General features: G+C 46.6%; 12 protein-coding genes. 9 read left to right on the top strand and 3 right to left on the bottom strand.

Translation table 11 applies throughout. From position 1 onward, the window contains the following. The first annotated feature begins 14 nt into the window (after positions 1 to 14). From AC6EJC_RS16855 to AC6EJC_RS16845, 3 genes are all read left to right on the top strand, one after another. Positions 15 to 1,058, top strand: coding sequence for a serine hydrolase domain-containing protein (locus AC6EJC_RS16855; protein ID WP_444954956.1), 1,044 nt, complete (start codon positions 15 to 17; stop codon positions 1,056 to 1,058). A 217-nt stretch (positions 1,059 to 1,275) separates the two neighbouring features. Beyond that, positions 1,276 to 1,917: a hypothetical protein gene (locus tag AC6EJC_RS16850; protein WP_444954955.1), complete on the top strand. Its 642-nt coding sequence runs from the start codon at positions 1,276 to 1,278 to the stop codon at positions 1,915 to 1,917. Positions 1,918 to 2,137: 220 nt separating this feature from the next. Further along, positions 2,138 to 5,167, top strand: coding sequence for an endonuclease (locus AC6EJC_RS16845; RefSeq protein ID WP_444954954.1), 3,030 nt, complete (start codon positions 2,138 to 2,140; stop codon positions 5,165 to 5,167). A 300-nt stretch (positions 5,168 to 5,467) separates the two neighbouring features. Here AC6EJC_RS16845 and AC6EJC_RS16840 read toward each other — a convergent pair whose 3' ends face one another. Further along, positions 5,468 to 5,809: a hypothetical protein gene (locus AC6EJC_RS16840; RefSeq protein WP_444954953.1), complete on the bottom strand. Its 342-nt coding sequence runs from the start codon at positions 5,807 to 5,809 to the stop codon at positions 5,468 to 5,470. A 252-nt stretch (positions 5,810 to 6,061) separates the two neighbouring features. On the opposite strand from AC6EJC_RS16840, the gene greA reads away from it, so the two are divergent. Further along, positions 6,062 to 6,541: a transcription elongation factor GreA gene (gene greA, locus AC6EJC_RS16835; protein WP_013310174.1), complete on the top strand. Its 480-nt coding sequence runs from the start codon at positions 6,062 to 6,064 to the stop codon at positions 6,539 to 6,541. A 146-nt stretch (positions 6,542 to 6,687) separates the two neighbouring features. Here the strand turns inward: greA and AC6EJC_RS16830 are convergent, their stop codons facing one another. Both AC6EJC_RS16830 and AC6EJC_RS16825 read right to left on the bottom strand, forming a co-directional pair. After that, positions 6,688 to 7,227: a transcription repressor NadR gene (locus AC6EJC_RS16830; RefSeq protein ID WP_348625095.1), complete on the bottom strand. Its 540-nt coding sequence runs from the start codon at positions 7,225 to 7,227 to the stop codon at positions 6,688 to 6,690. Continuing rightward, entirely contained in the window at positions 7,224 to 8,378 is a 1,155-nt protein-coding gene (locus AC6EJC_RS16825) for an IscS subfamily cysteine desulfurase (protein ID WP_444954952.1), read from the bottom strand. Before AC6EJC_RS16825 ends, AC6EJC_RS16830 begins: the two co-directional genes overlap by 4 nt. 163 nt (positions 8,379 to 8,541) lie before the next feature. On the opposite strand from AC6EJC_RS16825, the gene nadA reads away from it, so the two are divergent. The 5 genes from nadA (at position 8,542) to AC6EJC_RS16800 (ending at position 12,441) form a co-directional block, all read left to right on the top strand. Further along, entirely contained in the window at positions 8,542 to 9,648 is a 1,107-nt protein-coding gene (nadA, locus tag AC6EJC_RS16820) for a quinolinate synthase NadA (protein WP_444954951.1), read from the top strand. 270 nt (positions 9,649 to 9,918) lie between these two features. Beyond that, complete coding sequence (locus AC6EJC_RS16815) at positions 9,919 to 10,239, top strand: hypothetical protein (protein ID WP_444954950.1); 321 nt, start codon at positions 9,919 to 9,921, stop codon at positions 10,237 to 10,239. Next, positions 10,205 to 11,038, top strand: a complete 834-nt coding sequence (gene yidC / locus AC6EJC_RS16810) for a membrane protein insertase YidC (RefSeq protein ID WP_444954949.1) — start codon at positions 10,205 to 10,207, stop codon at positions 11,036 to 11,038. The genes AC6EJC_RS16815 and yidC overlap by 35 nt, the downstream gene beginning before the upstream one ends. Positions 11,039 to 11,299: 261 nt before the next feature. Then, positions 11,300 to 11,599 (top strand): thioredoxin domain-containing protein, encoded by a 300-nt coding sequence (locus tag AC6EJC_RS16805; RefSeq protein WP_444954948.1) that lies wholly within the window; start codon positions 11,300 to 11,302, stop codon positions 11,597 to 11,599. A 170-nt stretch (positions 11,600 to 11,769) separates the two neighbouring features. Beyond that, positions 11,770 to 12,441 carry a phosphatase PAP2 family protein gene (locus AC6EJC_RS16800; RefSeq protein WP_444954947.1) on the top strand — a complete coding sequence of 224 codons (672 nt, stop codon included), beginning with the start codon at positions 11,770 to 11,772 and terminating at the stop codon, positions 12,439 to 12,441. Positions 12,442 to 12,688 lie beyond the last annotated feature (247 nt).

Genomic DNA, 12,688 nt, shown 5'->3' with positions numbered 1-12,688 from the left:
GAGGGTACTTCAACATGAAGAATAGAAGCATTTGCTACCTATCCGCATTCTTAGCAGCGTTGTTTTTCTGGAACCTGCTCATTGCTTCGGCATGGGCGGCAGACAGTATAACACCTAATTCAGTGGAAAAAGCAGTGGACGATATCATGAGTACAGAATTGGAAAAATTGCATATTCCGGGAGCTGCCGTCGTCGTGACCCAGGAAGACCACATTTTTTTTAGTAAAGGCTATGGATATGCAGACTTGGAGCGGAAAATGGCATTCGACCCGGCGAAGACCATTGTTCGTGTCGGCTCTCTAACCAAATCATTTAGTGCAAGCGCCACAATGCAACTTGTCGAGCAAAATAAGCTTGATTTGAATAAAGACGTGAACAGCTATCTCCACAGCTATAAAGCTTCGCAATACCAAAATCAGCCTTTTAATCTGCATCAGCTTTTGACACATACTTCGGGATTAGATGAAGCGATATACGACATTAACAGCTCGACTCGGGCAGGCGTTTTACCTACAGAGCAGTATCTCATCACGTATTTTCAAAATCAGCCTCCTATCCGCAAACCTGGAATTCAGTATGAATACAGTAATGTCGCCTATGGTCTGATCGGTAATATCGTGGAGCAAGTAAGTGGTCAGGGACTGAATGATTACCTTCGCACACATCTGCTCCAGCCGATGAATATGCCCAGCGCGACACTGGAGTTGTCGTTAAATCATCCGGCACTGGCCCGATCGTATCAGTGGAAGCATGGAGCTTATGTGAAACAACCCTTATCGTATATCAATCTGCCGGGAGCAGGAGCGTTGAACGTCACACCCAACGAATTTTCCCATTATCTGATCACTCATTTAAACCAAGGCGAGTATAAGGGCAAAGCGGTGCTCCAGCCACAAACGGTAAAAACGATGCATGCACAGCAATTTGCAGCTGACGCCCGTCTGGATGGTTTGGGCTACGGATTTTTCCGCGGTCAACTGGAGACGGGAGTACCCATGCTGTGGGCTACCGGGAAAATTGATGATTTTATTTGCGAAATGGTACTGATTCCGTCCTAAAAGATCGGTATTTTTGTAACCAGCAATTCAGCTGACACGGACACCCTGCTTCATGGAAAAGTCATCAATGCGATAGCCCAAATGCTGCCCGCAGAGCCGCAGGCCGCCTCTCAGTCACCGGCTCGTTCAGCCACGCAAGTGAAGCTTTTGCCAGAAATCGAGGGTGTATATTCAGCTGGATTCTAATCCTATTCATGGGTGGGGAAAGTGGATTCGGATGCTGGGAAGCATTAAATACACCGTTCGAATTCAAGATGATCATACGTTAATTGTTAAAGGAAAATACCCGAATCAGAATGAAGCATCAGACAAAGTTTTTCAAGCAGCAGGCGATGGACTGTTTGTGGAAAAGGGGGGGCGGCTTAAAATGTTGCTGTATCAGGAAAACGGTACATGGATGATGATTGCTCCGGATAGTGAGACCATGAAACAGACGACATTTTGGCACCGTACCTGGACGCTGCTTATCAGCTACGCTGCCGCCTCCTTATTTTTCATCACAACCCTGCTGATTTGGATCATAAGATATGTGCTCAGAGCTATCCGCAAAACTAATAATCACATTTCGTCCAACCTTGCATACATCGCGTTACTAAATACGATTTTTCTCGGGGTGCAGGTCGTCTATGGTAACAATCAGATGGTGTATGGCTATTCCGCCTGGTATATCTGGGGAATTTGCACGCTGCCGCTCATTTCAGCACTCGTTGCCGTGTGGGTATTGATCGTGAATGGCGCAAAGCTGATTACAGGGGAAAAAAGAACCCGGGCTGCCGGGAAAATCCTATTTGCGGTACTCACATTGCTGCATACGGCCTATCTTTTTTATTGGAATTTCCTTCCTGTTCATTATTCCTAAAGATTTTAGCATTTGCATAAATCCCAAGAGCGATTTTAAATCGGGAAATATAGATCGAAACGGTCTAATTCGTCTATATTTTGTACTTTTAAGCGTTGAAAATCGAATTATGCAAAATGCTAATTTACAAAATATCGCATGTCCGAATATAAATGAATGCTAAAATTTGTATTTGGTCCCCCACAGCGGGAGCCTTACACCAACAAACAGGAGGAATAGAATGGGAATCTTTCGTCGTTTTACATCCCGTAGCTTCAAATACGCAACTGCGACGGTCTTCACTTTGTCGTTGTACGCTGGTGTTGTGGGCAGCATACAACCGGCACGGGCAGAAGGTCCGGCGGACCCAGCGCCTTTCATTGCAGCCAAAGTGGTCAATGAGAATGCTGGTAAAAAAGTGTTATTCGATAATACACATGGACAGACAGCTGGCGCAGCAGATTGGGTGATTGACGGCGGGTTTTCAGACTTCGGCCAAGCTCTCGCGAGCAATGGCTATGATGTACATGAGCTTCGCCAATCTACGCCGATTACTTACAATGATCTAAAGAATTATGATGTATTTGTGACGGCAGAGCCGAATATTCCTTTTAAACAAAGCGAGCAGGCTGCAATGGAGCAGTATGTAAAAGCAGGCAATAGCATTTTTTTCATTGGAGATCATTATAATGCGGACCGCAACAAGAATCGCTGGGACGGATCGGAGAGTATTAATGGCTACCGTCGTGGTGCATGGGAAGACCCTACGAAGGGAATGAGTGCGGAAGAGAAAAGCTCGGCAGCGATGCAGGGCGTAGTCAGTTCAGATTGGCTGGGCAGCCAGTTTGGTGTGCGTTTTCGCTACAATGCATTAGGTGATATCACCGCCAATCAGATTGTTGAGCCTGCGCAGGCGTTTGGCATTACAGCAGGAGTGAGTAATGTGGCGATGCACGCAGGATCAACACTGGCGATTATCGACCCGGCCAAAGCCAAAGGCATCGTATACCTGCCTAAAACCAGTCAGGCTTGGGGGAATGCGGTAGATCAGGGCGTCTATAATGGAGGTGGCATACCGGAGGGACCCTATGCAGCTGTATCGAAAGTAGGACTAGGTAAAGCTGCTTTCATTGGGGATTCGTCTCCTGTCGAAGATGCAACGCCGAAATATTTGCGCGAAGAGACAGGAACCAAGAAGACAACATATGACGGCTTTAAGGAGCAGGACGACGCCGTGTTACTGGTCAATATCGTAGACTGGTTGTCCAAGAAGGAGGAGTATACCAGCCTTACGGATGTGAAAAGCTTACAGCTTGACCAGCCGACGGCATTACTGCCTTTTGAAGAGCCACAGGCTTCGACGGAACCGCAAGCTGAGCCATGGTCCGCTCCCGCAGCCGGCTACAAGTGGTGGGATCAGCAAACATTCAAGGCCGGAGCCTATGGAGGACCTACGGCCAGTGCGCAGCCTGTGTACAGCATCGTTCGTCAGGAACAGCTGCCGAATGCACAGCCTTTTCAAATTCGAATTGCTGCCGACCAACTGGCTCCCAATAGCACCATTAGCGGATTCAGCACAGGTATTTATGTAGCGGGCGGCAATCAAGTAGCCCAGATTCAAAATCCAGATGGAAGCTGGCCGACCTCCTATGGCTATAGCGGAACATTTAGTCTGGAATCCGACAGCAAGGGGCATGCATATAAGGACCTAACGGTGCGGATCAAGCCGGGAACCAGTGGATCGGCTAATCTTAGGCTGAGGCAAAACGGCAGCAACCTGCTGACCCAATCAGTCGTGCTAGCAGATGTCCCCGCCCAGCCGTTGCCTGAGGAGGGCAACACCGTTCCAGCCCGTATCAGTGTCGCAGAAGCACGGAGTCTTCCGGCTGGCAAAGTCGTTACCTTGGAGGGTATTGTGACGACAGAGCCGGGAACATTCGGTGGTCAAGCCTTTTACATGCAGGATGAAAGTGGAGGTATTTATGTATATCAAAACCAAAGCGGCTTTCACCAAGGCGATCGAGTAAAGATTACAGCGAGCTTGGCGCTATATAACAGTGAACTGGAGTTGAGCGATCCAGTGGTTATTGAAAAAACGGGAGAAGGACAACTTCCGGAAGCTGTGCAGGTCACCGAACTCAGCGATGCGAACCAAGGACAGCTGGTTGAGCTTCCTACTGCAATCATTCGTAATGTGATAGACGCGACTCCAGTAGGTTCGTTTGAATTTGATGCAGTATCCGGTGAGATAAGCCACCATGTGCGCGTCGATGCACGTACAGGCGTAACAAGAACATCTTTTCCATATCAAGAAGGGCAGCAAGTAAAGTTGAAGGGGATCTCGGCGATTTTCAAAGGGAATTATCAGTTAAAACCGCGTGGACTGGATGATTTTTCAGCTCAGGCAGGCGCAGCCTTGCAAGAAGTAGAGCTTTCGCTGGATCAAACGACTCTCAACATTGGAGATACAGTAGCGACACATCTCAAGGGTACGCTGACAGATGGCAGAGAAGCTGATTTAAGCCACGCTTCTGTTCAGTATACTAGCAGTCATGAATCCGTTTCGCTGGATGCGTATGGAGAACTTCGGGCCCTAAAAGAGGGGAGCGCCGAGATTACAGCCAGCGTCACCTTGCGCGGTAAAACTGTCGTATCCAATCCTGTAACCGTTAGAGTCGAAAAGACCGCTGCAGGTGAAGTGCCGGGTAAACCTGTGCTGTCACATGATAACGGGCAGGACACCGGGTTGAAGGATGGCAATTATAACATCACCATGAATCTGTGGTGGGGTACGAATGGTGATGGACTCAAGTTGTATGAAAACGACAAACTAATCGGAACCCAATCTTTGCAAGCGGCTTCCCCTGGAGCACAGCATGCAGTCATTCCCGTTACGGGCAAGACAAATGGTACCTACACGTATACTGCCGAGTTGATCAACGCTTCCGGTAAAACGACCAGCGACCCATTAACTGTCGAAGTGACCGATGCCTCCCCTGGCATTCCGGTGCTTTCTCATGATAACTGGGACGGTGACGGTAACTATACCATTTCCATGAATATGTGGTGGGGCACAAATGCGACAAAATATAATTTATATGAAAATGGTGAGCTGATCGACACGCAAGAGCTGCCGAGCCAAAGTCCGCAGGCGCAAAGTGCAGTCACCAACATTCAAAATCAAAAGCCGGGTACATATGAGTATCGGGCCGAGTTAGTCAATGCTTCAGGAGAAGTTTCTAGTAAAACGATAAGCGTAGAAGTGAAGTAGCGTCAAATCGCAAGAGCATCTATGGGCTTTATAAGAGTCAATAGATGTTCTTTTTTATTTATTCAGGCTGTCACTCCGTATGTTGTCAGTCGCTTCTCAACCCGAATATCGGTAATAGTACAAAAAAGAGCCCCCGGGAATGGGGACCCGCCCACTTAGGATTGGGTTGGCGAAGCAGAAAGTCCCTCTATATCTGAGGAGCCATAGAAGAACAAGGCAACCAGAATCACAATAATGATAACCTCTGCAAAATATTCTCCATCAAACTCACTCACCACAAGTATCTCCTTTCGCCACTTGTTAGTTATTTATTTTCTGTGAAAAGGCCTGTATCACCTGATCCAGTGTCATATTTCCGTTATCATTTAAAAATTTAACCATATTATCGACGTTGGATGGAGTGGATGCTAATGTTTTGTATTTTCCCGTTAGGCCCAAAAACAATGTTGCTTGTCTGTATAAAGTCACGGAATCGACGTTGAGTTTTCCTGTTAATAGGAGGGCTGCCACTAGGACCTCCACATTTTTCCCTTGAAGAGCAGAGAAGATAGCTGAATTGCTGTTTAATCCATTTTTCTTTTGACCGTTGGGGGGTGATTTGGATTTACGATTTCCATTCCCATTCTTTCCTAAGGAAGTCATTGAATCTTCCTCCCGCCATATACTGTTCTTGCCTGGCCTTTATGAAAGTTCGGGGCAAGGACAGCGGCACTGCACGTGCTCATCAAAATGCGTTATGATCTTATCATATGCGAAAAGAAAGCATTGGTTACTGCATGAATAACCCTGTCAGAGTGAACCCGACTCCTGTCACCCTGTAATTTCTTTTCGCATGTTGATCCAATATAGGTTAAACTACAATAAAGCAAGCTAAATAGGAGTTGTAGATAAAATATGTCGAATGAAGAAGTTTTGTTGACTAAAGAGGGATTGGCCAAGCTGGAGGATGAGCTTAAGGAACTGAAGACTGTAAAACGCAAGGAACTCGCCGAACGGCTTAAGTTGGCTATCAGCTACGGCGATTTGAAAGAAAATAGTGAGTATCACTCAGCCAAGGACGACCAAGCGTTTATGGAAACCCGCATTCTCATATTGGAGAAGATGCTGACTAAAGCTCGGGTTGTGGATGAGAGTAATTTGGACCTTAGAACCGTTAGTATCGGATCGACTGTCATTCTGAATGACATCGAATTTTCGGAGAAGATGGAATACAAAATTGTAAGTCCTGCTGAGGCGGATGTTCTGGATAACAAAATTTCCTATGAGAGTCCTTTAGGCAAGGCACTTTTGGGGAAAGAAGTGGGCAGTATCATTCATGTAGATGCACCCATGGCTGTAATCAAATATGAGCTGCTTGAAATTAAGCTCACATAACCCGTTCCCGATTCCCTTTATGAGGGGGCCGGGATTTTTACTTTTTAATGGGCACATTTTAATCATATAGCCGCCCCACGGAGCGCAAGGAGCGCTCCCATGCGAGACAGGGGTTACATAGTTTCTTTCTGCTATAACACTGCAAGCTAGTCCGTCATTAGGAAGCCAGCTTGCTCCAATGCAGCACAGGCTTCATTAATTTTAGCTTCATCCGGGGCTTGCAAGGTATGAAGGTGAATACCTCCGGTCAGCTGGGACAGATAAGTCGCTTGGGTGGAGCTGATTTTGCGGATAAAATCGTCCACTTCCTTGCGGGTTCCGACCCGAATCGGAGCAGTCAGATCCCCGTATACCGGATGCTCAACAATAACATCCTGCACACTTACACCGTAGTCCACAATCAGCTTTAATTCCTCTTCTGTCTGTTCAGGTCGGTGTTTGCACACAATAATACGTGAGGCTAAGGGAGCAGCCTGACCCGCAGGCTCCATATAAATATATCCTTGACTCGTTGCAAGGATAGGCTCTTGGCTTGCTTTTAACAGGGAAATATCCTGTACAATTACTTGTCTGGAGACGGAGGATCTGCGTGCCAGTTCGCTCCCGGTCAGCGGTGATTCGCTCTTGAGCCATAACAGCAGCTGTTCGCGGCGATCCGTACCCGACCGTTTTAAAGATTCAGTCAACGGGATAAGCTCCTTTCTTGTCGATGCGTCAGGTCTGTTAAAATATCTACCAGTACATTCAATTCCTCGATGGTTGTCGTCCTTCCGAAAGAAATACGGATAAATTGTAATGCTTCACGGCCGGATGCTCCAAGCGCCTGTAAAGCAGGCGAAGGCTCGTGGTGCCCGGTGGCGCATGCGCTTCCGGTAGATATACAGACACCGCTGCGATTACATTCCAGCATAACATATTGTCCCTCGTAACCGTGAAAAAAACATCCCACAATATGATGAAGCACAGCTTCTTTATCGCTTTCCTGTACGACCCAATGTAACGGAATAGATCTTTCTTGAACTTTCGTAATAAAGTATTGTCTCAACGTAGCATACCGATCCTGATGCAGCTCCATCTGTTCGGTCATCATTTCTGCAGCCGCGACAAAGGCAGCAATTCCGGGAACATTAACCGTTCCGGGACGAAATCCGTTTTCATGCAGTGTATCAGGATACACAGGACGCCACGGGGTTCCGGGTTTGAGATATACAGCACCGACACCTTTGGGGCCATATACTTTATGGCTCGATACAGAGAGTGCATCTACTCCCATGGCTTCTACATCTACATGAATATTCCCAAATGTTTGTACCGCATCACTGTGCAGCAAAATACCGCGTTCGCGTAGCAGGGGAGACAAGGCAGCAAGATCCTGAATCAGTCCCGTTTCCGAATTAGCGTGTTGTACCGATACAAGCCCGGTACTTTCTCTGAGATGAGGTAAAAGAGCTTGGCGAGTAATTCGTCCTTCCCGGTCCGGTTGCACAATGGTCAGCTCATAGCCCTGCCGTTCCAGCAAACTGGCAAGATTGTACATAGAGTGATGTTCCAAGGCACTCATAATCCAATGCTTTTTGTGCTGAGGCAACCCGTTCAGGATCGACTGCACGACTAACATATTGGATTCCGTTCCCCCTGTTGTAAAATAGATGCCTTCCTTTTGCCCGCCAATCATATTCGCCATCCGTTGCCTGCTGTAATCCAGCGCGTAGGCTGCTTGACCACCCGCATCATGGAGGCTGCTGGCATTTCCGAACATTTCCTTGTTTAATACACTATACATATTCAAAGCTTCATCACACATGGGTGTGGAAGCGGCATAGTCCAGATAAATCACAGCAAATCCTCCCTGCTTAAAAATAATTCCATCCAAAAACCCTTGAGATTATTGTAGGCATGTGTAAATATAAGTGTCAAGACACTTGTAAACATATATATAAACAGCGGTTATCTGTTCGTAGAGCAGGGACAGTTAGCCGCAGCGATATGGAGGGATTCTAATGTCTATGCTTGACGTTTTACAAGGAAATCGAGGACTTATGCCAGAGCAATATAAGGCACTGACAGTTGCTGACATGGAGCAACGCGTAGCTGAACTGAAACAAAAGTGGGGCCCCAAGCTGCTCATTCCGGGTCATCACTATCAGAAGGACGAGGTTATTCAGTTTGCTGATATAACAGGAGATTCTCTACAGCTCGCTCAAATGGCTGCACAGAATCAGGAAGCGGAGTTTATTGTATTTTGCGGGGTACATTTTATGGCGGAGACAGCGGATATGCTGACTACCGATCGACAAATCGTCGTACTGCCGGATATGCGCGCAGGCTGCTCGATGGCAGATATGGCGAATATGGAGCAGACAGAACGAGCGTGGAAGCATTTACAGGAGTTGGTAGGAGATACGATCATTCCGTTAACGTATGTAAATTCCACAGCAGAGATCAAAGCTTTTGTAGGACGGCATGGCGGGGCTACCGTGACTTCTTCGAATGCCAAGCAAGTGCTGGACTGGGCGCTAAAGCAAAAGGAACGTATTTTGTTTTTGCCGGATCAGCACTTGGGCCGCAATACAGCTTACGATCTTGGAATTCCGCTGGATGAAATGGCTGTGTGGAATCCCATGACCGATCAGCTGGAGATTGAACAGGATCCGGCAACCGTGAAAATTATTTTATGGAAAGGGCACTGTTCAGTTCATGAAAAATTTACGGTAGATCATATTCACAACGTCCGTGAACGAGATAAGAGCATCCGGGTCATCGTTCACCCCGAATGCTCTTATGAAGTCGTACAGCTCGCAGATTGCGCGGGCTCCACAAAATTTATTATCGACACGATCCATGCGGCAGAGCCGGGGACCCAATGGGCCGTTGGCACAGAGATGAATCTTGTGCAACGAATCAAACAGCAGTACCCTGAACAGCAGATTGAATCGCTCAATCCCGATATGTGTCCCTGCCTGACCATGAATCGGATCGATCTTCCGCATTTGCTGTGGGCAATGGAGCAGATTGATCGAGGAGAGCCTGTGGGTGTGATTCGTGTGGATGCTCAGGTCAGACAGGATGCTGTACTGGCACTGAATCGTATGCTTGCTATCCGTTAAGCTTTTGTTGTTCCGGAGAGCGTACTTTCTTGAATTTTTTAAAATTATTTTAGAGAAGCAGGGAGCTTGACGGCATGTAGACGGTTTCCACTTTGATTAGACTGTAAAAAAAACCAAAAGTTTCATGTTGTTTTTACATTTTAGTTTTTTTTTGAGCACAGATACTTAAATTCAGTTGCTTGTGAACCTATCTGTATCTCTAATTGAAGATTAGTCGTTCGCCCGGTTTCGTGCTATAATCATAGCAACAAACCGAAGGAGGTGAATCCCTTGTTTGAGCTTCAGGACCTGCTCCCCTATTTATTTACGATCGGCTTGCTATGCACAGTGACTTATACGTATCTCGCTCATTTGCACGGTAGTGTACCCGAATGCTGGGTAGAAGGCGGGCCTGTGCGGTCTCATGCTTCTCCGCTGATGCCGATGTCTGCCCGTGGACAGGACATGCCTGTCCGGCTGGCCCGACATATCCGGCGTAAAGAAGCGCCGGATGAAGATGCATCCGATTGTTCTCCCTCGTTGAACGATGGCACAGCCAATCAACGAGGAGGAACATATGAAACGATTCAAGGGATTCACTTTTTGGGGTAAAAAAGAACGGATATTTGGATTAATGGTAGCGTTGGCGGTGGTCATGCTGCTGTCTGGTTGTGGTGCGAATGCTGCGGAGATTAATGCACAAACACCTGGATTTTTTAATCATTACGTGGTGTTTCCGCTTTCTTGGCTCATTCAGCAATTAGCGCAATGGTTTGGTGGAAGCTTTGGACTGGCGATCATGACTTTGACATTCATTGTCCGTCTGGCCTTACTGCCTCTTATGATGCGTCAAACGCGTGCTCAGCAGGGGATGAAGCGCAAGATGAGCGCCATGCAGCCCGACTTGGACCGAATTAAGAAGAAGTATGAAAACAAGAAAGATGCCACCAGCCAGCAGAGTATGCAGCAGGAAATGATGTCGCTTTACAAAGAGCATCAATTCAACCCGCTCAATATCGGTTGTCTGCCTATTCTTATTCAGCTACCGATATTGAGCGGTATGTACACTGCAATCCGGCTAACCCCGGAACTAGCGTCTCACTCCTTCCTATGGTTCCGGCTTGGACAGCCGGACTGGATTTTGGCAATCGTCGTCGCAGTTGTATACTTGGCACAGGCCAAGCTTTCTCAGCTTCAGATGACGCCTGATCAGCGCAAGCAATTTGCTATCATGGGCTATCTTTCACCGATTATGATGGCGGTCTTTTCTTTCAATGCCCCTGCCGCCATGCCATTGTATTGGACAGTAAGTGGCACCTTTTTGCTGCTTCAGTCGCTGTGGTTCCGCAGACGCTATCCAATAGAGGAAGCAGAGAATAAGGTTAAACTTGGAGAAGTCACACCAACCTAAATAGAAGATGATGTTTGTTTAACTTAGGAATTGCGTTTGCAGTATGTCACGTGTAGTCAAAGGATGTCATTCGAGCCGTTTATAAGGCTTGAATGGCGTCCTTTTTTTGTTGCTGCTTTTTTCGCTACATTGCGCTTGCGATTTTGTAGTCAATATGAAATCCTTATATTATAAAATGATTTTTAAAGTTGGGAGAGGCTATATGAAAACTTCAACCACATCCCGGGTCCCGACATTTTTCTAAAAAACGGGTTTCAGCATGTGGAAAACGCACCTTATTCTTTTCAGTTGTATGTCTACAAGCTTAATCAGGAGCATTCAGATCCTTATTTTCCTAATAATTGGGCGCAACGGTTGGAGCGTTTTGGTGAAGGCTTAACCATTTTGCGAACTCATCAATGCCCATATCTGGAAATAGCCGCGCAAAATGTAATTGAAGCAGTTGAGGCTGTGGGCATACAACCTGAAATCATTTATATACGCGATCGTTCACAGCTGATGGAATTGTCCCCGACACCATATGGCGTATTTCATGTGATCTGTAATGGAGAATTGGTTTAATATCACAGGATGACTCCTCGTTCTTTTGCCAAAAAGCTAAGCTCGCTATACTCTAAAAGCTAATTCTTTGATGAAATGATAAGAGAAAGTGGGTAAAGTAAAGACATATACGATGCTAATGCTGCACTTTGTTTTAAAATGGGATGAATATCACGGAGGAGCTATAAAAAATGAAGCAAACACCAACAAAGCTGCCCATTTCCTTGGCTCTGCTCACATGTATAGTATGTGCACTCGGTTTTGGCTTAATCGCATTATGGGTCAGCGACCATCAAATACGACATTTTGACCAGAATATCATTACTGCTATTGGACAGCTGGAATCGTCCGCCATGACACGTCTAATGAAATTTTTCACCGTGATCGGCAGCGGGATTCCAGTTGTGATCATCATTTTAATTGCCATGTTCGTGCTGTATAAAGTATTGGGACACCGCAGAGAACTACTTTTTTTGGCGGTTGCTGTGCTGGGATCGGTGATGCTGAATACGATACTAAAATTGCTATTTCAGCGTGCGAGACCGGAAATTAACCGTATTATTGAAGAGAATGGATACAGCTTTCCGAGCGGACATTCCATGACAGCTTTCAGCATGTACGCGGCGCTAACATTTTTAGTGTGGAAGCACGTTCCTTTCAGGCGAGGTCGTATCCTTCTTATTGTGCTCAGTAGCCTGCTGATTGCAGCTATCGGGACGAGCCGCATTTATTTGGGCGTGCATTATCCGAGCGACGTTGTAGGTGGCTATTTTATGAGTGGCTGCTGGATGGCGGCTTGCATTTGGTTTTACCAGCGTTATGAAGAACGAATGCTGCCACTTCGCTCCAAATCGACAGCATAACGGGTGGCATAGATAATGAGGCTATAAAATAAAGCAGACGCATTAGCGTCTGCTCAGGCTGTCGAGAAAGTCTCGACAGCTTTTTTATGTTGATTTTGTTTAAGACGACACCGCGTTAATGTTGTATAATATAGGTAACTATTGTATAGAACGGACGGTGTTCGTATGCTGCGATCTCATCGAGACAAACAACAATCCTTTGAATTCGTTTCCCTGGAAGAACTGGTACCGCAAGATCATTTGCTTC

The organism is Paenibacillus sp. TY11, from assembly GCF_059772165.1.
Note: the sequence above shows the minus strand (reverse complement) of the source record. Positions and strands in the feature narration are given on the sequence as shown.

Coding starts and splice junctions, on each gene's coding strand:
- yidC (WP_444954949.1), top strand. CDS start 10,205: ATGAAACGATTCAAGGGATTCACTTTTTGGGGTAAAAAAGAACGGATA.
- AC6EJC_RS16850 (WP_444954955.1), top strand. CDS start 1,276: ATGCTGGGAAGCATTAAATACACCGTTCGAATTCAAGATGATCATACG.
- greA (WP_013310174.1), top strand. CDS start 6,062: ATGTCGAATGAAGAAGTTTTGTTGACTAAAGAGGGATTGGCCAAGCTG.
- AC6EJC_RS16840 (WP_444954953.1), bottom strand. CDS start 5,809: ATGACTTCCTTAGGAAAGAATGGGAATGGAAATCGTAAATCCAAATCA.
- AC6EJC_RS16855 (WP_444954956.1), top strand. CDS start 15: ATGAAGAATAGAAGCATTTGCTACCTATCCGCATTCTTAGCAGCGTTG.
- nadA (WP_444954951.1), top strand. CDS start 8,542: ATGTCTATGCTTGACGTTTTACAAGGAAATCGAGGACTTATGCCAGAG.
- AC6EJC_RS16800 (WP_444954947.1), top strand. CDS start 11,770: ATGAAGCAAACACCAACAAAGCTGCCCATTTCCTTGGCTCTGCTCACA.
- AC6EJC_RS16845 (WP_444954954.1), top strand. CDS start 2,138: ATGGGAATCTTTCGTCGTTTTACATCCCGTAGCTTCAAATACGCAACT.